General features: G+C 32.4%; 21 protein-coding genes. All 21 read right to left on the bottom strand.

What is annotated here, in order from left to right:
- Positions 1-88: 88 nt before the first annotated feature.
- The gene (locus Q8S25_RS01380) at positions 89-1,954 is read right to left on the bottom strand and encodes a carbamoyltransferase (protein WP_305534135.1); all 1,866 of its coding nucleotides are present in this window, start codon (positions 1,952-1,954) and stop codon (positions 89-91) included.
- A gap of 47 nt (positions 1,955-2,001) precedes the next feature.
- Entirely contained in the window at positions 2,002-3,183 is a 1,182-nt protein-coding gene (locus tag Q8S25_RS01375; RefSeq protein ID WP_305534133.1) for a hypothetical protein, read from the bottom strand.
- Positions 3,183-3,548: a hypothetical protein gene (locus Q8S25_RS01370; protein WP_305534132.1), complete on the bottom strand. Its 366-nt coding sequence runs from the start codon at positions 3,546-3,548 to the stop codon at positions 3,183-3,185. Before Q8S25_RS01370 ends, Q8S25_RS01375 begins: the two co-directional genes overlap by 1 nt.
- An 8-nt stretch (positions 3,549-3,556) precedes the next feature.
- Positions 3,557-3,706, bottom strand: coding sequence for a DUF5989 family protein (locus Q8S25_RS14695; RefSeq protein ID WP_305547726.1), 150 nt, complete (start codon positions 3,704-3,706; stop codon positions 3,557-3,559).
- Positions 3,707-3,711: 5 nt separating this feature from the next.
- Positions 3,712-4,812 (bottom strand): non-hydrolyzing UDP-N-acetylglucosamine 2-epimerase, encoded by a 1,101-nt coding sequence (gene wecB, locus Q8S25_RS01365; protein WP_305534131.1) that lies wholly within the window; start codon positions 4,810-4,812, stop codon positions 3,712-3,714.
- A 12-nt stretch (positions 4,813-4,824) separates the two neighbouring features.
- Positions 4,825-6,951 (bottom strand): bi-domain-containing oxidoreductase, encoded by a 2,127-nt coding sequence (locus Q8S25_RS01360; RefSeq protein WP_305534130.1) that lies wholly within the window; start codon positions 6,949-6,951, stop codon positions 4,825-4,827.
- 26 nt (positions 6,952-6,977) lie between these two features.
- Positions 6,978-7,739 (bottom strand): AglZ/HisF2 family acetamidino modification protein, encoded by a 762-nt coding sequence (locus Q8S25_RS01355; RefSeq protein WP_305534129.1) that lies wholly within the window; start codon positions 7,737-7,739, stop codon positions 6,978-6,980.
- Positions 7,740-7,741: 2 nt separating this feature from the next.
- Positions 7,742-8,356: an imidazole glycerol phosphate synthase subunit HisH gene (gene hisH, locus Q8S25_RS01350; RefSeq protein ID WP_305534128.1), complete on the bottom strand. Its 615-nt coding sequence runs from the start codon at positions 8,354-8,356 to the stop codon at positions 7,742-7,744.
- Positions 8,353-9,486, bottom strand: a complete 1,134-nt coding sequence (locus Q8S25_RS01345; RefSeq protein ID WP_305534127.1) for an N-acetyl sugar amidotransferase — start codon at positions 9,484-9,486, stop codon at positions 8,353-8,355. The genes hisH and Q8S25_RS01345 overlap by 4 nt, the downstream gene beginning before the upstream one ends.
- Entirely contained in the window at positions 9,483-10,574 is a 1,092-nt protein-coding gene (locus Q8S25_RS01340; protein ID WP_305534126.1) for a glycosyltransferase family 4 protein, read from the bottom strand. The genes Q8S25_RS01345 and Q8S25_RS01340 overlap by 4 nt, the downstream gene beginning before the upstream one ends.
- Before the next feature lie 7 nt (positions 10,575-10,581).
- Entirely contained in the window at positions 10,582-11,406 is an 825-nt protein-coding gene (locus tag Q8S25_RS01335) for a class I SAM-dependent methyltransferase (protein WP_305534124.1), read from the bottom strand.
- Positions 11,407-11,410: 4 nt separating this feature from the next.
- Positions 11,411-12,556, bottom strand: a complete 1,146-nt coding sequence (locus Q8S25_RS01330) for a glycosyltransferase family 4 protein (protein ID WP_305534122.1) — start codon at positions 12,554-12,556, stop codon at positions 11,411-11,413.
- Positions 12,547-14,457, bottom strand: coding sequence for an asparagine synthase (glutamine-hydrolyzing) (asnB, locus tag Q8S25_RS01325; RefSeq protein WP_305534119.1), 1,911 nt, complete (start codon positions 14,455-14,457; stop codon positions 12,547-12,549). Before asnB ends, Q8S25_RS01330 begins: the two co-directional genes overlap by 10 nt.
- 20 nt (positions 14,458-14,477) lie before the next feature.
- Positions 14,478-15,890, bottom strand: a complete 1,413-nt coding sequence (locus tag Q8S25_RS01320; protein ID WP_305534117.1) for a hypothetical protein — start codon at positions 15,888-15,890, stop codon at positions 14,478-14,480.
- Positions 15,890-16,975, bottom strand: a complete 1,086-nt coding sequence (locus Q8S25_RS01315) for a hypothetical protein (RefSeq protein WP_305534115.1) — start codon at positions 16,973-16,975, stop codon at positions 15,890-15,892. Before Q8S25_RS01315 ends, Q8S25_RS01320 begins: the two co-directional genes overlap by 1 nt.
- Positions 16,972-18,345 (bottom strand): lipopolysaccharide biosynthesis protein, encoded by a 1,374-nt coding sequence (locus Q8S25_RS01310; RefSeq protein WP_305534113.1) that lies wholly within the window; start codon positions 18,343-18,345, stop codon positions 16,972-16,974. The genes Q8S25_RS01315 and Q8S25_RS01310 overlap by 4 nt, the downstream gene beginning before the upstream one ends.
- 29 nt (positions 18,346-18,374) lie before the next feature.
- The gene (locus Q8S25_RS01305) at positions 18,375-19,256 is read right to left on the bottom strand and encodes a GDP-mannose 4,6-dehydratase (RefSeq protein ID WP_305534111.1); all 882 of its coding nucleotides are present in this window, start codon (positions 19,254-19,256) and stop codon (positions 18,375-18,377) included.
- A gap of 22 nt (positions 19,257-19,278) precedes the next feature.
- Positions 19,279-20,508 carry a class I SAM-dependent methyltransferase gene (locus Q8S25_RS01300; RefSeq protein ID WP_305534109.1) on the bottom strand — a complete coding sequence of 410 codons (1,230 nt, stop codon included), beginning with the start codon at positions 20,506-20,508 and terminating at the stop codon, positions 19,279-19,281.
- A 26-nt stretch (positions 20,509-20,534) separates the two neighbouring features.
- Positions 20,535-21,803, bottom strand: coding sequence for a nucleotide sugar dehydrogenase (locus Q8S25_RS01295; protein ID WP_305534107.1), 1,269 nt, complete (start codon positions 21,801-21,803; stop codon positions 20,535-20,537).
- A gap of 12 nt (positions 21,804-21,815) precedes the next feature.
- Positions 21,816-22,742, bottom strand: coding sequence for a GDP-L-fucose synthase (locus tag Q8S25_RS01290; protein WP_305534105.1), 927 nt, complete (start codon positions 22,740-22,742; stop codon positions 21,816-21,818).
- On the bottom strand, positions 22,735-23,503 hold a 769-nt coding region (locus tag Q8S25_RS01285), incomplete at its 5' end, for a GDP-mannose 4,6-dehydratase (RefSeq protein WP_305534103.1). The genes Q8S25_RS01285 and Q8S25_RS01290, both read right to left, overlap by 8 nt.

Raw genomic sequence — 23,503 nt, 5'->3', positions numbered from 1 at the left:
GTATTGAGAGAAGAAGATAAATCCTATATAGGACGTAACGCAACCCCATATTACTTATTAGATTAAAATATTTTGCGATCATATCAAATTAATCTTCTTTGAATTGCAGCACCCATTTTTCTTTGTTCTGCCATTCTGTTTGTTCTACTTTAGAAAAAATATAATCATTGATAACTAGAAAATCCATATCTGTGCTCATGAAACATCTAAATGCATCGTGTGGAGTACAAACAATTGGCTCTCCTCTTACATTAAAACTTGTATTCACAACCATCCCAAAGCCTGTTATTGTTTTAATAGATTGGAGTAATTGCCAATATCTCGGATTTGTTTCTTTGTTTACTGTCTGAATTCTAGCTGAATAATCAATGTGGGTAACGGATTGTATTCGACTTCGTTTAAAAGATAATTTTTCTTTTAAGGATTTTTCCATGTAATCAGGAGGCAAATCAAATCGCATTTCTTTTTTTACAGGAGCTACCATTAACATATATGGGGAAGGGTTTTCAATTTCAAAAAATTGATAAACATCCTCTTCTAATACAGAGGGGGCGAATGGACGAAAGCCCTCCCTATATTTGATTTTAATATTGATACGCTGTTGCATATCAATGTTACGTGGATCTCCTAGAATACTTCTATTGCCTAAAGCACGAGGGCCAAACTCCATTCTACCTTGAAACCACCCTACTACATTTCCTTCAGCAATTTTTTCAGCAACAATAGTACATAGCTTATTAGTTTCAGAAATTTTTTTAAAGATTGCTTTATTTTTTCGGCACATTAATTCAATTTCTTTTTCAGAATATTCTGGACCTAAATAAGCCCCACGCATTAAATCATATGAATCTGTTTTTAACTTTACATTCCTATAATAAATATAATATGCAGCCAAAGCTGCCCCTATTGCCCCACCTGCATCTCCAGAAGCAGGTTGTATGTATATCTCTTTAAATATTTCACTTCGCAATAACTTCCCATTAGCTACACAATTTAAGGCAACACCACCTGCTATGCATAAATTATCAGAACCAGTCAGCCGCTTAGCCTCAACAGCCATTTTAATAACAATTTCTTCAGTCACTAACTGAATAGCTAAAGCTAGATTACAATGATGCTGTTCAAGTTCACTTTTTGAATCGCGCCTATGAAAACCAAATAATTCATTCCATAAATTATCTTTAACCATTCTTAGACCTGTAGCGTAACTAAAATATGATTGATTTAGCCAAATCGATCCATCATCTTTAATATCTACAAGGTTCTCTTTTATTGTTTTGACATATGCTTGAGTTTGGGTACTATCTGGATTACCATAGGGAGCCAATCCCATTAATTTATACTCACCAGAGTTTACTTTAAAACCAAGAAAATAAGTGAAAGCCGAATAAAGTAAACCTACGGAATGTGGAAAATTCATCTCCGTTAGCATCGATAATTCATTACCCTTACCATGACAAATAGAAGCAGTACACCATTCACCGACTCCATCAATTGTTAAAATAGCAGCTTCATCAAATGGTGAAACATAATAAGTACTTGCTGCATGTGACAAGTGATGTTCCGTAAACAACAATGTAAGTTTTCTATTGTTGTATGAACCTACTTCAGCAAGAGAATCTCGAATTATTTTTTTTAAAAAAATTTTCTCCTTCATCCATATAGGCATTGCTTTTAAAAAAGATAATAAGCCCGCTGGAGCAAAAGAAAAATAAGTTTCTATTAATCTCTCAAATTTGAGTAAGGGCTTATCATAAAAAACAACAGCATCTAACTCGTCAATTGAAAGACCCGCAGTTTCTAAACAAAACCTAACTGAATGAGCTGGGAAATCTGCAGTATGTTTTATACGGGTGAACCTCTCTTCCTGAGCTGCTGCTACCACAATCCCATCTATTATAATAGCGGCTGAGGAATCATGATAAAAAGCGGATATCCCTAATATTTTTTGCATGAAGTAAATTGAATTAATATATCACCTATAACATAGGATAGATGTAGCTATTTTAATGATTTCATGATTGCATTAGCTACATATTCATTTCCATATTTATTGAAATGAATATCTTGCCTGATATAAAAATCTTTAGGATTAGTCCCTCTCTTTATTTGCGCTCGAAATTCATCAAAACAGTTAATAAAGTGAATGCCATTATCACTAGCAAAAGAACTCCAATGCTTTTCCCAGTTAAAGACTCGCTGTTCTGATAATAATTGCGCAGGCCAAGGATAAACTACTAAATATATTTTAGAATTATTTCTTTTAGCTAATTTCTGAATTTCCATTAAACTAGACTCTATTTTTTTTAATCCACCAAGAACACCAAGAGGTTTATAACCCATTGTGTCTGCTGAATCTAATTCATTCCATGGAATGTGCGTTAAACCAGATCTATTTAAATAACGGTTAGCTGCGAATGCCTCATCTTCTTCCGCTATCAGCTGTTTTTTATATAACACTTTTTTAAATGCCACATAGATATATGAGGTCAAAAGCATGTTGCTACTTACAAAAGCTTTTATTCCTTTTTCCTTGCCTATTTTGTTAGTTTGTTGATTAACCTGTTTGTCTTGTGCTTTATAAGTAGGACCGGTTCTCAGAATAGGGAAAACAATACCATTAGCATCACTATTACCAATGATCGAGTCAGGATAAACCCATCGAGTACTTTCATCCTGAACATCACTGATATCTAAACATATAATAACGTTATGTCTTTGTTTCAATCTCCCAGTGAATAATGCTTTTTTATATTGATACAAGTACACCGAGGGGCTATAACTTGGAACTCCACAATTAAATAACTGAGCTTTTAATTTTTTCTCAAAAATTCCAACAAACGATTCCTCCCACTCACCCTCGCCATATGTGAATGAATCTCCCAAAAAAACATACTCAATAGAATCTTTGGTTAAACTTTGCATTTTACTACACCTAAAACCATATTCATTGGTATAAATTGGAAAATTGATAGACCCAAATGTGTAATTACCTTTATTTATTGAGGAATCAAGCCAATAAAATCCGAACTGATTTTGTTTATGCAAACCTTTATTAGGGTCTACAACTTGTTGTGCAGTTTCTTTCTTTATATAACTATAGACTAAATCTGCAATGCAAAAAATAAAAAAAAATATACAACATTGAAGTAGTATATTTTTAATTAAAGGAAGTAATTTCATTACCAAGGATTTATAAGATCATCTTTCATATATATTTTATTACGCACTATAAAAGTAGTTGATCGAAAATTTTTTAATTGAAGAGGATCTTCGCTTCTGAATATCTTTGCTAATTTTGCCATAGGGTATAAAAGAACAAAGTATATAATTGTCAATAAAATATTAGGCATTATATAGCCAAGTATCTCAGCTAGTTTCATCCATCCAATATGAATCCATAGACAAAACAAACTTGAAATAGAAGATAAAGCTACTAGAACTAGTATAAGAATTAATAGAGACTGTCGAGGTTCTAAAAAATACCAAATCAAAACCCCCAATGTAATTATTAGTATTGTCTTATATCTTTCCTCACTTTGTTTCATAGGCAAGTTTAAAATAATGTATAAACAAAAGGTGCGAAAGCACTACCTGCTCCAAGCACAACTAAAATAGCAATAAGTAATAAAGCTAATATTACAGGTGATAACCAGAGTTTCTTTCTCTGTTTAAGGAACATGAAAATATCTTTTAATGTTTGCATAAATTTTATTGAATAGATGATTTCAACGTTATCAAACTACTAATGATTCTTTCAGCTGCTTTCCCATCCCAAAATTCTGGGATCCCCCCTTTTTTCCAAGTCCCTAAAAAAACTCGATCGATTGCTGGTCGTATATTCTTTGGGTTTGTCCCAATTAATTCATTTGTCCCTATTCTAACCGTTTCTGGCCGCTCAGTATTATCCCGCAAAGTAATACATGGCACTCCCATTACTGTTGTTTCTTCAGTAATTCCTCCGCTATCAGTAATCACAGCCTTCGCATTTTTAACTAAGTAATTAAACTCAAGATATGATAATGGGTCTACCAAATATAGATTACTTGCCGCAATTCCAACTTCCTTTAAATTTTTCGCTGTACGGGGATGCACAGGAAAAATTATTGGTAAGCCTTGAGCCGAAGTAATGATTTCATTCATTAACTCTTTCAGATTTAACCCATCATCCACATTTGCAGGTCGATGTAAGGTTAACACAAAATAATTTTTCATTTTTAGAGAAGCCTCTTCCCATATTAGCGGGGGAATGAACCTTTTTTCATTCTTGAGTAAAGTATCAATCATAGTATTACCTACGAAAAAGATTCTTTTACTATCTATTCCAGATTTTTGAAGATTATCGTTTGCAATTTCACTAGTTGTAAAAAAATAATCAGCTAAAGCATCTGTCACAACTCTATTTACTTCTTCGGGCATACTAATATCGCCAGATCGAATTCCTGCCTCAACATGAGCAACTCTTGTCACAAGCTTTTTAGCCACAATTGAACATGCCATAGTTGAGGTTACATCACCAACTACCAATACCAAATCAGCAGGATTTTGTATTAATTCTTTTTCAAACCGGATCATAATATTGGCAGTCTGTTCTGCTTGTGAACCTCCCCCGCTTTCAAGGTTTACATCAGGTTGGGGAATACCTAACTGAGCAAAAAAACTATCACTCATGTTTTTATCATAATGCTGTCCTGTGTGAACCAGTCGATAGCTAATATTATTTCCTTTTGAGCGTGCTGTATTAATTGCTTCAATAATTGGTGCAATCTTCATGAAATTAGGTCTAGCACCTGCGATAATCGTGATCTTCATAGTCATCTTAAATTATATAGAAATACGTTGTCCACTCTTTAAACTCTCAATAGCAGATACACTTGCTTGGGTAGTATTAATAATTGATGTAAAATCAATTAAGGGCTCTCCACCTTTCTCCAACTGACAAAACAAAGATGCAAATTGTTCTTTATGCCCTTTATCAATTGAACTACTCATTGAAGAAAACGATTTAAATCCATACCCTTTCATAACCCTGAAGTTATCGATTACTAATGTTCTATCTTGAGAATATATCTCGAAACGTTCTTTTGGGTAACGTTTATTGCCATTTGCAAAATAGTTAATTACCCCCTGTGAACCATTGGCAAACTTTAAAGTAATAATTGCATTATCAGTATTCTCCATTGGATTAACACCCAAAGCTGACATGTATACTTCCTTTACAAAGGATCCTGAAAAAAAAGACATTAAATCAATAAAATGGCAAGCTTCACCGATAATTCTCCCCCCCCCAGTCTTCATATCATGCACCCATACATCAGCTGGAATATACCCTGCATTCATCGTCGCAATCATATTAATTGGGGGGGTATTGACACCTAATAATTGTTTAGCTTTTAGACTAAATGGAGAAAACCTTCTATTAAATCCAACCGTTATAGATAATGGTGTGGGCAATTGGCTGTAAACAGAAATAATTTCATCAAGTTCTAATTGAGTTATTGCTAATGGCTTTTCGACGAAAACATGTTTTCCGGCTTTAAGCGCACTTACTACCATTGATGCATGTTGATTATGTCTTGTAGTAATGAGCACAAGATCAACTTGGGGGTCATTAAGAATTGTTTGATAATCGGTTGTGCTAAATTCGAACCCATATTTATTCGCTAACGATTTAGCTGTTAAACCACCTGCACTTGCTATGTATTTTAATGCCGCTTTAGTTCCTTTGAGCGCTGGCATCATTGTCATTTTCGTAAAGTTCCCAGCACCAATTACGCCAACAACACCTCTAGCAGAGCTAATTGATCGATTTATTAAAGTAGTTACCTTATTAGCTGAATCAGAAATAGAAGGATTCGGATATTCTATTATAGAAGCAATTGATCCCCCCTTTAAATTATTATAAATATCTAAATAATCATCTAACAAGATCCTTTCTGTAATTAATGATGTTACATTTATTTGCTTCTTGTAAATTGCTTGAAGAACAGTCTCAAAATTTCTTTTCTCAGTCCATCTTACAAAAGCAAGGGGGTAATCATGGCCTTTAAATTCATACTCTTCATCATATCGCCCAGGACCATAAGAGCAAGACACTTGAAAAGTCAATTCTTTCTTATAAAAATCAGATCGCTGTATATCGAGACCAATCACACCAATTAGAATAATACGACCTCGCTTTCGGCTCATTCGCGCTGATTGACTGATAACTTCATTATTTTTTGTTGATGCTGTAATTATTACAGCATCGGCGCCAATACCTTCTGTTACTTGATCAACTATTTTTACTGGATCAATTATACCAGTATTAAATGCTTCAACTCCACTTTTTTTAGCTAAATCAATTTTACTTTCATCAAAATCAAATCCTATTACGCGGCATCCATTAGCTAATAATAATTGAGATGTTAGAAGACCTATAAGCCCCAAACCAATTACAACAAATGTTTCTCCAATAGTTGGAACCGCTAATCGAACACCTTGTAATCCAATTGATCCAATTACTGTAAAACAGGCTTCCTCATAAGAAACTCCATCAGGTATTTTTGCAACTAAATTCTTAGGAACACAAACAAACTGAGCATGAGCCCCATTAGATGCAACTCTATCGCCAACCGAGAACTCCGTAACACCTTCCCCAACAGCAATAACTTCACCTGAATTACAATAACCCAGTGGTAACGGCTCATCTAACTTGTTGAATACAGCCTCTAAAGTTGGCAATAAGCCTTCAGTCTTAATTTTATCTAAGACCTGCTTTACTTTATCTGGTTGTTGCCTTGCCTTTGCTATCAAGCTACTCTTGCCAAATTCAACTAACATTCTTTCTGTACCCAAACTAACTAAGCTCCTATGCGTTTGTATAAGAACATGCCCACTTTTCACTAAAGGTGCGGGTACATCCTCTAATATAGTTTTACCGTTCTTTAGATTTTGTATAATCTGTTTCATAACACAACTATCTACCTTTACCTAAATTAAATAATATTCAACTTCTCTTGCTTATCAGGATAACTAATTAATACAGCACGATATTTACCTTTAAAAACAAATAAACTACCCGCAGCAGCACCAATAACTTTATATTGTTTGATCATCTTTTTAATGTCTTCAAAATCTCGGGCACCACCCAGTATGGTAATAGGCATATCAGTAATTGTTCGAACCATATCAGCCAATTCATAATCATATCCAGACATTGTCCCGTCTCTATCAATTGAATTAATTACAATTTCACCAACCCCAATTCTATTTAAATCTTCTAAAAAATGTTTCAACTTCAAATCGGTTTTTTCTTTCCCATTCCTTATATATACATCATATCCTCCAAGTAATGCTTTTTTCTTAACATCAATAACAACTATTACACTTTGCATTCCAACAGCATGGCCTATTTCTTTCAATAAAGGAAAATTCCGAACTGCAGCAGCACTAATTGCTAATTTTTCAGCACCGAGATTGATGATTGTTTTAGCCTGCTCTACTGTTGTAATACCACCACCATAACAAAATGGCATTCTACACTCAGTTGCTAAATTTTTAATAAGTTCGAAATCAGGCCCTCTATTTTCAGCGGTAGCATCAATATCAAGCACTATTAACTCATCTACTTCTTTTTCATTAAAAATCTTAACAGCATTAATAGGATCACCAACATATTTCGGATCCTTAAATTTAACTGTTTTTACAAGCCCTCGTTGATGCACTAACAAACAGGGAATAATTCTTGATCGAAGCATAGCTAAAGAGATGCAAAATTTTTAAGTAAGGTTATTCCGTTTTGATGACTTTTTTCAGGATGAAATTGAACGCCATAAATATTATCATGATTTACAGCTGAAGAAAAGTCAACACCATAATGTGTGGTTGTCAAAATATCTTGCTCATTTGCACATTTAAAATAGTAACTGTGAATAAAATAGAAACCTAGCATTTCATCAATACCCTCTAGAAGTTTAGACGTCTTAGTTGAACGAATGGAATTCCAACCTAAATGTGGAATTTTCGGTTTATGCTTTATAATTTCTTTGTCGAACTTATGAACTCTTCCTTTAATCCAACCTAAACCATCCAGAGAGCCTTCTTCACTTCCTTCAGATAAAATTTGCATGCCTACACATATACCTAAAACAGGCACATTTTCTTGACTTACTTTTCGTTCGAGCATTTCTCGAAAACCAGATTTATTTAACATCCCAATTGTCTCATCAAATGCACCAACACCAGGAAGAATAATTCTATCTGCGTGTAATATCTCTAATGGCTTAGTTACAATCTTATAAGATATTTTCAAGCGATCATAAATATTCCCAATCGCTCTTACATTCCCTGAACCATAGTTAATAATACAGATCATCTTTTAATTGATTTTTCAGCACCTATGAACTTTAATACTTTTGCTCCTAAATTAAATACCTTCTCTTGATTCTTGTAGTCCCAATAAAACTTCTTAGGCATAGTGAAATAACCCCTTAATTCTTCAGGTGTAATTCTAATTTTAGTAGCTATATAATTAAATTCATCCTCAATAGTTTCTGGATTATACGCCTTTTTCGTTAATAACTCTAATGCAACCTCTCTACTCATTTGCCCCGTTAGAATCAGGCTTGAATACTGAACACGTCTCGTGTCAAAACCAAAACGCTCAGGCAGCCAGAAACCTTCATAAAATTTAGTAAATCGCGATTCAAAATGTTTTTGTGGATAAGGTTTCCAGCCATATTCTGACTCTAACAACTTCAATGCATCCGCTTTGATATATGGCATATAATTCAGTGATCGAATTACTTTTAAGCCTTTAATATAACGAAGGAAAAACTTATGTCGAAATATAGAACTGAACGGATATGTTTTCATTTCAACAGTACTAAACTGACTAATTATGTCTTTAATCTGAGTCATATCAGTACCGTAATAAAGATATTCCATTGGATTACGGACACACTCAGTAGATATATTTCCACCATTAAGTATATACTTAATGTTATATTTATATGCAAAATTATAAAGAGTAGCCACAAAAGCATGGTCTTGGGGTATATCAATATGAGGAACCCCAGATTTAAAAAACGCTAATTGGAAATCACGCATTTCTTCCCAATTAATCACCTCAGTATATAGATCTAAGCCAAGTTTGTCCACTAACATTTGAATATTGTGTACCGCAAGTTCAGAATTCCATCCTCCATCTACATGGAATACCAATGGTCGTAATCCGAACTCTTTAACAGCAATATGCAACATGTAAGAACTATCCACACCACCACTTAAACCGAGGATACAATCAAAGTCTTTACCTTTACCTTCTTTTTTGATCTTTTCAATGATACTAGTTAATTCGGCTTTGCCGCGTCCATCGGTATGCCAATTAGGTTTTATATTATTGTTAAAATCGTTGCAATGATCACAAACACCGTTATCATCAAAAACAATTCTCGTATCTGATGTATCCATTACACAGTTTGTACAAATTTGATAAGTTCTCATCTATCTTTTTTTAATAATAAATCTAATAACATTTTAACATGAAGATCTGCTGAGTAAAAAGTCTTTGAGATAGAATGATTGGTTAGTGCCATTGCCTTAACTTCATCAGTTTTATCAATACAATATTTTAATGATTTAGCGATTTCATTTGGAGTATCATTAGCCAATGCAAAGCCATTAATACCTGGCTTAAAAATGTCTGGAATTCCTCCCGACATTGTTACTATAACAGCACAACCTGAGGCATAAGCTTCTAAAATTGAAATAGGCTGTCCTTCACTATATGAAGTAGGCAAAACAAACACATTGGCATTTGCTAATAATTTAATTTTTGCTACACCTGAAACTACTCCATGATATGAAACATTGCTTAGCTCTTTGATTTTCTCGCGAAAAATATTTTCTTCTATTGCCGAATTAAAATGTCCAGCAAAATCAATTTGTATTCGTTCCTTTAAATTTTTATCAAGAAGTATAAACGCATTCAAAAGGTTTAAATACCCTTTCTTAGGAATCATATTACTTAAAAATAAAAAATTGATTTTTTTAAGGGAATCAAATTTTTTTGATATTTTTTCATCCTCGATTAGAAATTCAGGAAGGTAAAAATTAGGTATACTATGAATTTTACTAGAATGCAAATATTTATCAAAATAAAACCTATGGCTAGGACCGAGTACAATTACCCCATTTATTCTCTTCAAAAAGTATGCATTTACTCTCGCAAGGAATGTATATTTTTTAAGTATCTGATTACCAAAACTTCCGCCGTGTAAGTGAATATAAAATTTGTTTAATTTATTTCGACAAAGAAAATAAATCAGAAGGTCTTTTAGGTTACCAAATAAAGACTCTGAAATATGCAAATAAATAACATCCGCTGTATTTTTATACTTGTTTACATTCATTAAAAATCTAAACACCTCTAATACCCTTGTAAAGCTAGTCAGTCCGTCTTTGTGGCTAGTTTTACTCATATTAACTATATCGACATCCACTCTTTTTATTAGGTTATCAAAGAGCAACTGAGCCGCTATTGATTGACCGTTAATTGGAGGTGGAAGCGGGGCTATAAATAGTATTCTCATTGTATTACTAATTATATCCCTTTTTTAATACATAAAAAACGCTTGCAGGTGCAAGTTTCTTGAAACTATTATTTGCGTGATAGTGTATATTAAATGAGAATATTTTAGAAATCACTTTATCAAATTTTTGATAAAGTATTGAATCGCGTTTAATTGGCAAAAATTTAGATATTATCTGATAAGCGAAATTTGAATCGCAATAAGTTTTTTTAATAACCTCTAATTTTTTTTCATCAAAGAATGCATCAAAATATTGATAAGGTATTCCTCGCTCATTTTTAGTTAATCCATTACGAACATATCTCCAATCACCCATTGTTCTTATAGGTTCACGGATTATCATTATACCATCTGGTTTTAGAACACGAGTAAGCTCACTTAACACAAAACCAACATTAGGTACATGATGCAAGGCGCTAAAACAGGTAATAAAATCAAAGCTATTATCCTCGAATGATAGCTTACCACTTATTTCAGGTTTTACATATTTAGGTTGTAGGTGACCTAACGTCTTACTAATTAAATACTCTGAAGGCTCAATAATTGTAAGTTTATCAATTTGATCTATAACTGGAAAAAACTCGTGCCCGAAAGCAGACCCGAAACCTAATGCATTTGAGAATCTTCTATTCTTATCAATATAACCAAATCCAAATACAATATTCATAGAATTATAAATATATCTATAGTCATCTTTCGAAGACTTACTCTTTTTTTTAACCAATTCTGCATAGCCCTCCTCTTCTGCACTATACCAACTTTTGATTTGGTCAATAGTAAAATCATCTCCATACAACTTCTTTCCAGAAAAAAACTCTTCAATATTATCCATAAATTTACATTTTGATTGAATGAACAGTATTCACTGCAATTTTTATTTGATTAACCATATTTTGAGAATTAAATTCACTTAACACAGTTTGGTGACATAAAATTTTAATCTGTTCTAGTTTTTCAATAGGGAGATTCGAAAAACTTAATATCGCATTTTTAAAATCTTCAATTGCTCCATTTCCCAATATTATTCCTGTCTCACCTGGTTTAATCAGATCATATTCAGTGCCATCAGCTTGATGAACTATTACAGGCACTCCAAAGGCTAAAGCTTCTGATATAACAATACCGCCCCTACCAGGAATAATTAAAACATCAGCAGCATTTAAGTATGAAAATATTTCAGATGTAATTTTTCCAACTAAATAAACATTGTCTAGTTCCCATCTTTTTTTTTCACTTTCTAAATAAGAAAACATGGGCCCTTCCCCTGCTACTACAAAATTATATTTACGCAAGCAGTCATAAGATCTAGGTAATTCTAATAACAATTCAGGTCGCTTATTCCTATCTAAAGTACCGAGATATAAAATAGTAAATTGATCACATAATCCAAGTTGACGTCGAGATTCACTTTTCGAGAAACTACACTCCCTATAAGCTTTGATTAGTTTCTCAGTATTACCAACATTTGTAGCAACAAACATTTTCTCCTCTGGTACACCACCAATTTGTAGTAGTCGCATTTTGCTATAAGAAGAATATAAAAGAAACCCGCTGAAGAAATTTCGAAAAAAAGATTTAACACTAGCTATAATCTGCTTTTTGGATACATCTTCACCAGGTAAAGCTATAAAACACCAATGAATTAACTTGGTATTCCTCTTGAATAGAATCTTAAAAATAATTGCTTGTAGATACCCGAAAAAATTACTTTCACCTTCACAAATGATAACTTCTGGTTGATACCGCTTAAGTTCCTTTATAAGATTGGTATGAATTGGAAAATAATGTCCACGTAGCTTTACAAAAAAAGATTTCAATTTAATGAAATTAATCCCACTTAAGTCCGAAGCATTTTTGACTTTGCTATCTGGAACGTTTGCTCCAATAAAAAGTTTAAACTCAATTTCCGGATCATCAGATAATTGCTGAAATAATGGTACGCGATAAGATGTACATACACGTTGAAGTATAGCTACACGCATTTCTGATCTTTTTTCTCATCAATAAATAATCTGAACCAGAGTTCTACACTTAACAAACGTAGTAAAAAAGTAGAATAATCATGTTTCTTTGAAATGTGCCTTTCGATAAGTTTGTTTAAACACTTCTTATCAAACAAACCACGATTGCTTGTTCGCTCAGATAATAGTATTCGTATAGCTTCATTATTTCGGTCCATGAAAAATACAGATAACGGAGTATTAAATCCAAATTTAAGGGGATTATGCAAAATAAAATCGGGTACAATCCCTTCCAATGCTTTTCGGTGTACTACTTTCCCTACTCCATTTTGCATTTTAAATTCAAATGGAAGTTGAAAAACAAATTCAACCAACCTATAATCCAAAAAAGGTAATCGACTTTCAATTGACTTAGACATAGATATAGCATCTCCATAATGCAACAAATTAACTAACCCCCCAATATGTGATCTGTATAAAACCTCATTAAACTTTTCGCTGAAGGAAATTTTCTCCTTAGGGTAATCATTAATTCTTTTATAATTTTTCATTGCCCCTGTGAAAATTGTGTCGATTCCCACAAATCGATGATAGATTTTTTCTAAGAAATTAGAATTGAATAAACGTACAAATTGAATGAGTGCGAATTTAAGTGAATAGAGTTTACTAAAAGCCCTGACTTCTTTAACAACTTGGTGAAATTTCCATTTTTTTAGTAATTCAAAAATTAATGTAGGAAACGTATTAACAATATAGCCGCTCAATAATTCATCTGCTCCTTGACCTTCCAATACAACTCTAACATCATTAGATGCTCTATCCATAACTTTAGTAAGCGGAAGAACAGCAGGAGAAGAATGGCCTGATTCTAAATGGTAAAGAACAAAAGAGAGTTCTTTGATCAAATCAATATTACTACAATCAATAAAATTTGTCTCAAGATCTAATTCTTCAGCCAATTTTATGACCAAACTAGCTTCATCAATTTCAATATTCGAGCTATATGCTTTTTTCTCTCTTTTATCATAATCTTTACTATTAAATACTGCAGTATAAGTCTTGTGATTATCTGAGTTCCATTCACGTAAAACAGACACAATAGAGCCAGAATCAATACCCGAAGACAATGTTGTTCCAACAGGAACATCGCTTCTCATTCGTATTTCTAATGACGACTTAAATAGTTGAAGATATTCATCTTTGGCATTAAGTAATTGTATAGATGAATTTACTTTTGTTGGATAGTCCCAATAACGATTTATACTAACATTCCCATTTTCAATAACTAAATTATGTGCAGGTTTTAATCGCAAAATATCTTTAAACCAAGTCTCATTATGTTGTGCGCCCAAACTATTTCTACAATAATTATTAATTACATTAAAATTGGGGACTCTTAAATCAGGATAATAATTTATAATAGATTTAATTTCTGATGAAAACACAAAACTGTTATTATGAAAGGTATAGCAGAAAGGCTTAATCCCAAATCTATCTCTTGAACAAAAGATTCGATTTCTTTTAATATCATATATACAAAAGGCCCAATCACCATTAAATTTTTCAACACATTTGTCTCCCCAAGTTATATAACCATTTAATAAAACTTCAGTATCACTAGTAGTTCTAAATTTAACCCCCTGATTTGTTAATTCTTTCCTGAGTTCAATATAATTGTATATTTCTCCATTATATACGACAATGAAATTACCACAATCAGAAATAAAAGGTTGATTACTTACGGCAGCTAAATCAATAATTGCTAATCGGACGTGCGCAAACTCAATTAGACCATCTATGCCCCATTGGTCATACGCATCTGGCCCTCTATGTTTCATTAAAAGCGTCGAGTCCCTAACTTTTTGTTTATCAATATCAATTGATAACTTAGTTGTTTTATAAATTCCAAAAATCCCACACATGATTCAATTATTTATTTGCATTATTTCACTATAAGTGAAGATTTTGTCTTTTTATCATTTACAAATGACATTGCTAAATGATTGAAAACCAAACTTAGCAATATCATTTCCTTAGAATTCGAAAACACAGACATTAGAATCATAAAAAAAGAAAAAGAAAAAATATTTTTTTCTCGAAATAAAAGTACGAGAGCCCATAAATAAGCTAATGTACCTAAAAATCCTGCCTTAACAATAACTTCAAATAATGGCAGATGGAGTCGAGTAAATTGGTCGCGAGATAAATCTATCTCACTATATCCCGCTCCAGGTCCTACATACGTAGCTAAATACCCAGTTGTATCGTTAAGACCTCCTCCAAAACCTTTACCAATTAAAAATTGCCCAAAATTATTACTAATCCATTTTACAATAGTAATTGCTTCTGCTACAATATTACCCATACTAGTATTCGATAATGCAATTAACTCAAGATCGACAATTTCAAATACGCTAAAAATTTGGTTGAACTTATATGAAACAACAAGATCAGGATCAACATTCTGCGATATCCATGTAATTAATGGACCAATTAAAAGAATTAAAAAAAAAGAAATTAAAAGAAAATACTTGAATACTTTATATGAAGATGTAAGTACCCAAACTAGCAAGAAAATAATAAGAATAATTGACTTACTTCCAATAAACACTTTACCTTGAATCAATAAAAACAAAACTGAAAATATAAGAAAGTAAAGATGTGTCCACTTAAAAAGATCTTTAAAGAAATAAATCGGGAAAATAATTGAGAATGCAAAAGCATTCATTAATACAAAGGTATTACCCGCTCCATAATCAAAAAGTTGTCCCGTAAAGTAAGAGATCAACATTGCAATAATTGATAATGCTATCCCATATTTTAAAATTAATCGTGTATCATCGCTAGATAAAAAACTTATTAAATATAAAAAAAAGAAGAATGGCAAATAAACTAGAAAATCTTTCAAAAAATTATCATAATAATTTTTTGAAAGTATCGTAAACAATAAACCAATTAAAAAGGAATATAAAATAAAATAAATATAGAAGCGACCTGCTGAATTTTGCATATATAGCCTTATCCTAAATCGATTAGAAAAAAATAAATAAAAGGAAATAGCAATATAGAATAAAACATTTGCCGAGAACCCGAATAATCGTAAACCCCAAAAATTATAGGGAAGTGTTTCTTGTGTAACATAGCTCCATGCACCCATAGACAATAGAGTGAATGAAATCAAATACATGATACCAACACGTTTATTGAAAACTACACATGCGAAAATAAATGCGTACTCAATAATTGAAATAATTGCCTGAACAAGAGGTAGTTTATCATAGAGCAAGACTTCCAGAAGAACAAATAAGAAAAGTACTTCAAACCTATATAATATAAAATCCTTCTTTAGGGTCATTAGATAGTTAATTGGTTCATACTGCTTGATATAGTTTCAAGAGAAGGATTCAATAATGAAGTGTTATTGTAAGGATACTTAACAATCAGGTCTTTACGGTCAAGTGAAACTTGTATTAACTCTGTAAATTTTTCAATAGAATTATAATAGGGATCATAATTAAAATGCGATTGAAAAACACGAAAAGCATCTATGTCAGACAAAAAACAGGGTTTATTATTAGAGAAACATTCAAAGAGTGAAGCACTAACTTTGTATTTGAAAGAAGCTGGATAGTGCAACATTAAAAAATCAGCACTTATAAAAACAGCTTGATAGATTTCCTCGGATAAAAAACTTTTTAGTAGGCAAATATTGGGATGATTAATTTCAATAGACTTATCTTTTAGTACTAGCAAAACCTTATTTAATATCAAAAAATTAAGAAAAGAATCATTTGATAGTACTTTGTACAAAAAATCATCTTGGTATTTCGAAACCGTAGGGATAAAGATTTTTAACCTATAATCCAAGCTAACTATCCGAGTATCAATTTTATTTAACAAATTTCTGTTATTCGCTGAATCATTATCATAAGGTAAAGTCAAGCCCAGAGGTTCAACAATTACATTAGTGATCCCAAATTTTAAAAATTGATCACGAATCGTTTCATGAAAGACTAAAATTGTGCCCATTTTAGCAATACATTTTAAGAAAAAGCGCTTAAGTGTATTCTCGAGCCCAGTTACATTTGAATGGTTCATGAAAATAAGATTACCCTTAATTACAGATAAGGGAAATACAATTTCATCAAAATATGAAAAGAATACTATATCGTATTTTCTTAAAGAAACCCGTTTTTTAATAAACTGAAGTATTCGAAATTGCAATAACCGGTCTCTAATTCTCCCTGCACTACTATTATAATAAGTTTCAGGGATTCTTAATAAAATATCTTCAATAGGTACCTCAATATCTTCTAAATAATTAGTACGAGCAATTACTGAAACTTTATATCCTTTATTTCTGAATTGTTGGATAAATACTTTATTCAAGTTTGTGTGACCAAACTGGGAAAATGTATCAATATATAAGACGGTCATCATTTAATAAAACTAGAAAATGCAGTGGGAAATGATTTAAAGACTGCCCTTATTGAACTTAGTGTCCCGGCAAAAAAATGCGAAAAAGAGTCTTCAGTAATTCGTAATGTTTTTTTTATAACATAAGCCATTAATAAAATATCAACAAATAACATCGAAATTGGAATATATTGAACTTGCTTAATGGTTGTCAAAATTAAAAGACTTGTAAGGAAAATGAGTATGGCAGTAAAGAGATAAAAAAGTGAAAAATTCTTATGATTATTAGTGGCTTGCAATAAGACTGCACTTGAATTCCAAATCGTATTTGTAATTAATGCTAGTAGTAATAGTGTAAATAAAATCAGGTCGAACTTAACTGCTCCTTTAGTCCAGGTAGTATAAAGAAAATCACCAGTAAAAAACAGTATCAAGGTAGTACCAATAGCCAATAAAATAGAAAAGCCCATTGTACGATAATGAATTTGACGTAATTTGAATAAATCCTCTTTCCCATAAGAGATAGAGATTTCCGGCCAAACTGATTTATGAAGAATGTCTATAGTAGACCTAGAAAAATTCACCAATGTCCGGGTTGTATTGAATACAACAACTGATGCACTTCCTAGAAAAAAATTAATCAGAAGAGTGACCCCTTGAAAACTAAGTGAGTTAGCCACAGGGAATGAAAAAAATGATATAGCAGGTAAGAATATCTCCTTTAATTCTGTTTTACGTAAAAAACGAAAACCTAACGACAATTGGTAAAAACGAGATGAATCAATAAATTTATAAACTAACCCTACAAGCTTGACAAAAACTCCAAAAACTAGTACATAAACAATAGAAATACGAGAAACAACTCCAATTACTAGAACAGCATACTCAGAAAAGCGGATTAAATTATCTATCATAATACCTCTAGCATAATTATTAGTAGCTGTATAGAAGGTATTTAGCAAATTATTAAACGTACCAATCATTACCTGAAAGAATAAAAGCAATAGGCAGGTATTTACAACAGAAGATTCTATTAATGAGAAATGAAATAATCGTATAAAAAAACCCATTTCTCCTAACCCAACTATAAGTAAGAAGATAATTACAAAGGCCGATAAAATAAAGAAGATATTGTTATTGATTAGAATTGTACACTTTTCAAACTGGCCTCTTAAATAATTAAACGTAAAACTATTTCCCGTAGCAGTATTTAAACCGACATCAGTCATTTGGAAATAGGCAGTTAATGTATTCAATGTGAGCCATTCTCCATAAAGTTCAACTCCCCAATATTTTAAGAAAATAGGAACAGACAAAAGCTGAAACAACATCATCAAACCCATTGTGATTGAGTTTGCTGCTACATTTTTAAGAAGACTGGTAATTTTTGGCAAAAACTATTATTATGAATTGTAAGAAGCTATTAAATAGTTGAATAACGAATCATTAAATCAGCTAGTTTAAAAATATCTGTTTCGCTATTCCATCCCAAACTCCTAATTAAACTGGGATCACTAACTAATCTTTTATATTCAGGTTTAAAGCTTACATTTTGAACTACGTGGTCTCGCCAGTTTAAACCAAATGTTTTAAAACAGATCTCAATCCAATCCTGAATTGAATGGTCCACCCCTACTCCTATTACAGCTTCATGAACTTGTTCTTGATTAACTAGTACCCATACTCCTTCCACAATATCTTTAGCAAAAGCAAATTCTTTTCTTACTGATAAATCACCGATTTCAATTTTCTCGCTTGACCCTCTTACTATTCGTTTAACTGCTGAAACGATTTTTTGGTTAATGTGACGGTCTGACCTAAGCGGACTATCATGATTAAAAAAATAGCCTACATATACATGCATGGAGAATTTATCTTTATAATATCTAGCTGCATAAGTAGATTGAATTCTTGCTACTGAATATGGACTTGATGCTTCAAATGAAGTTGATTCATTAATAGGTTTTCCTGTATTTTGGAACTGCATTGCACTTCCAGATAAAAAAACCTTACAATCATTACAATACAAACGAACAGATTCAAGGATATTCCAAGTACCTGTCGAGATTGTTTGGTGATTTTCAAAAAGTGCACTATGGTTGGTAGTAGAATTAGCTGCAAAAGAAAAAATATAACTAGGCTGAATCGTTTTTATCAGACTCGATACAAAAGAATAATCTGCAACATCTCCAATATACCTCCCAGCTGTGCGTGAGGTTTCATGAACCTCTATTCCTGATTCTTTAAGTAATAAGCCAAGATAATACCCATCTTGTCCATTAGCGCCGAAAATGATTGCTTTCAAAATTTACTAAACGATATATAAACTAAATAATTTCTATTTCAGGAAGAGGGAAGATAAACTTTCCACCGTTTTCCAAATATTCCCTTTCTCGTGAAAGAATATTGTCTTTAAAGTGCCATGGTAGTACTAAGAAATAATCAGGTTTCATCGCTTTTGCTTCTGCTTCAGAAATAATCGGAATTAATGTTCCTGGGGTGAATGCTCCAAATTTCTCTTCATTTACTTCTGCGATGTAAGGAATTTCTTTTGAAGTAAATCCACAGAATTGAAGTAATACATTTCCTTTTGTACTGGCACCATAACCAAATACTTTTTTACCATCCGCCACCAAAGCTTCTATTAATTCCTTCAAATTCTTTCTATGCCTAAATACCCTTTCTTCAAAGTCGCGGTATGGTTTCTCAGTATCAAGGCCCATATCGTTTTCTTGACGTAAAAGCCAATTAATAATTGGTAGGTTTGATTTATAAGGTGCGCTATCCTTACAAGCCGTAATTGCGAAACTTCCACCATTGATTGCGTTCATCTGCACATCTATTACACGCATACCACTTTGTTCGAGGATACTTTTTACTACCTTGAATGAGTAAAATTCTAAATGTTCATGACAAATTGTATCGTAGCTATTTGTTCTTAGCATACTTGGCATATAACTTTGTTCAAAATGCCAGACTCCATCATCAGCTAAGCAGATTTCAATGTCACGAATAAAATCAAGGGGACTTTCTAAATCGTAAAACATTGCGATTGATGTAATAATTTTAGCTTTCTCCTGAGGAAAAAATTCATGGAATTTTTTAGAACTAAAAAAATCAGGTATCAATTCTATACCATCCGAATAGTATTGTCTGAATTTGTTTCCTGTTGGGTCAATGCCAACTTTTCGATGTTTGCCTGTATATGCTTTTAAAGAAGTAGCATCATTACTACCTATGTCAATTACCAAATCTTGATCATTGGGTTTAACTAATTTTTCAAGAAATTTGATTTTGTTTTGCAAGTGAGTGACCATAGAATTATTTAACCCAGATCTATAACCATAGTTTTCCCCGTACATTTCATCTAAACTATAAGATTGTTTCATTTGCAACAATCCACTATCAGGACACCAAACTAAATCTAAGGGGCCTTTTGTAACTATTTCATCTTTATTCTTTGGGAAAACACCTGTTAAATACTGTTCCCCTAATGATAATACTGTAATTAAATTTGTACTGTTACTAATTCTACATTTTTTGATTTCTGAATACATATAAATTTTTATAATGTGGTAATAAATTATAATCTGGCGTTAACTAAATCTCTAGGCAAAAAAGCTTTTATGTCATATATTATGGATTTTGAGTTTAACTTCAATTTGTTATAATCTAGAGCTAAAAATTCATTGTGAGATACAGCTAATATGATAGCCTCATAAGCAATCATTTTTTGAGTAATTTTAATTCCATATTCGTCATATACTTCATTTTGATTTGCGTGTGGATCGTACACATCCACCTCTAAACCAAACTGCACTAATTCATTGTAAATGTCAACAACTTTAGAATTACGAATGTCTGGACAATTTTCCTTAAAGGTTACACCTAAAACCAGAACATTAGCTCCTTTAATTACTATGCCATTCTGAATCATTAATTTAACTACTTTATTAGCAATGAATAGACCCATATTATTGTTTACTCTCCTGCCACTTAATATTACTTCAGGATGATAACCCATCGCTTCAGATTTATGTGCTAGATAATATGGATCCACTCCTATACAATGCCCACCCACTAATCCCGGCCTGTATTTTAAAAAATTCCATTTTGTACCTGCTGCTTCTATAACATCGGTTGTGTCAATTCCAAGTTTATCAAAAATCAAGGCTAATTCATTTACAAAAGAAATATTTAAATCTCTCTGTGCATTTTCAATTGCTTTTGATGCTTCTGCAACTTTTAAACTCGGAGCCAAATGAGTGCCAGCTTTTATAATACTTTTATATAATTCATCAACAAGTTTTGCAACTTCAACTGTAGAGCCTGATGTTACTTTTTTGATTTTTGTTAACGTATTTATTTTGTCCCCAGGATTTATTCTTTCGGGCGAATACCCACAAAAAAAATCAATATTATATTTCAACCCACTTACTTTCTCTAAAACAGGAACGCAATCTTCTTCAGTGCAACCAGGATAAACTGTACTTTCATAAATAACGATATCATTTTTTTTCAAGACCTGACCTATCATTTCAGAAGCTTTAATCAATGGTAATAAATCAGGAGCATTAAATTTGTCAATAGGAGTTGGGACAGTTACAATGAATCTATTATAATTTCTTAATTCAACTATATCATTGGAAAAATTAAGAAATTTAGCACTTTTTATTTCGTCAAAATTTGACTCTAGTGTTCTATCTATTCCTGATTTTAATTCATCAATTCTATTTTTATTAATATCAAATCCTAGTACTTCAAACTTTTTTCCAAACTCTACAGCAAGGGGTAATCCAACGTACCCTAATCCTATAACAGCAATTTTATTCTCAATAAAGAAGTCATTCATTATTTTTAATTTTTAAAATAAATTTTTAATATCAATATATACTTTATTTAAACCATCATAAAGTTTAATTTTAGATTGCCAACCAAGGTTATTAATTTTTTGCACATCCAATAATTTACGAGGTGCGCCATCAGGCTTAGATTCATCTAGAACTGTACTACCCTCATATCCTGTTATTTTTCGAATCAACTCAGCCAGTTCAAGTATGGTCACATCTATACCTGTTCCAATATTTACTAGACCTTTTTCATTGTAATGTTGCATCAAAAATAAACAGGCTTCGGCTAAATCATCTACATGCAAGAATTCTCTTTTAGGAGTACCTGTTCCCCATATAGTAACCGAAGGGTCATTGTTCTTTTTAGCTGTGATAAATTTTCGCATTAATGCTGCTAGTACATGACCTTTTTCTAAATCATAATTGTCATTGGGGCCATATAAATTGGCAGGCATTGCCGATATATAATTGCAGCCATATTCTTCTCTATAACTTTCGCACAACTTAATTCCCGCAATTTTAGCAATGGCATATGACTTATTAGTTTCTTCCAAATAACCGCTTAATAGATATTCCTCTTTTAATGGTTGTGGTGCCATTTTTGGATAAATGCAAGAAGAGCCTAAGAACAATAATTTTTTTACTGCATTTACATAACTCTGGTGAATAATATTACTCTCCATCATCAGGTTATCGTAAATGAACTCTGCTCGGTAAGTGTTATTGGCAACAATACCACCCACTTTTGCTGCAGCTAAAAAAACATAGTTGGGTTTTTCTTTTGCAAAGAAATCAGCAACTGCTTGTTGATTGCGCAAATCCAATTCAGCAGAAGTTTTCGTAATGATATTGGTATAGCCTTCTGCAGTTAACTTTCTAAAAATGGCACTACCTACCATACCACGGTGTCCAGCAATATATATTTTACTATCCTTATTCATGTTCCTTATTAATGGTAAAGCCGCTATCTTTTAAAAATTGTTCTTTCTTAAATAATTCTATATCCGCAGCTACCATTTCCTTTACCATAGCAGCCAATGTGTACTTGGGTTTCCAGCCTATTTTGGTATTGGCTTTTGTAGGGTCTCCTATTAATAAATCTACTTCAGTAGGGCGATAATAGCGTGGATCTACTTTAACCACCACCTGGCCCAATTTCATTCCATGGGCTTGGGTATTGGATATTTTGTAAATCACACCCACTTCATTCACTCCTTCTCCTGTAAAACTCAATTCAACCCCCACTTCTTCAAATGCCATTCTAACAAAATCACGAATATAAGTGGTAATGCCTGTTGCCAATACAAAATCTTCTGCAGTATCTTGTTGTAACATGCGCCACATGCCTTCTACATAGTCTTTAGCATGGCCCCAATCTCTTTGTGCATCTAGGTTTCCTAAATAAAGAGTTTCTTGTAATCCCATCGAAATTCTAGCCACTGCTCTAGTAATTTTTCTGGTTACAAATGTTTCTCCACGCAAAGGACTTTCATGGTTAAATAGAATTCCATTACAAGCATACATACCATAGGCTTCACGATAATTCACCGTAATCCAATAGGCATATAATTTAGCTACTGCATAAGGACTCCTTGGATAAAAAGGAGTGGTTTCACTCTGTGGAACCGCTTGAACTAAACCATATAATTCAGAAGTAGATGCTTGATAAAATTTGGTCTTTTTAGTTAACCCTAATAATCGA

Source organism: Sediminibacterium sp. (assembly GCF_030695065.1).
In the GTDB taxonomy this organism is placed as follows: domain Bacteria; phylum Bacteroidota; class Bacteroidia; order Chitinophagales; family Chitinophagaceae; genus Sediminibacterium.
This window is presented reverse-complemented; position numbering and strand designations above follow the sequence as displayed.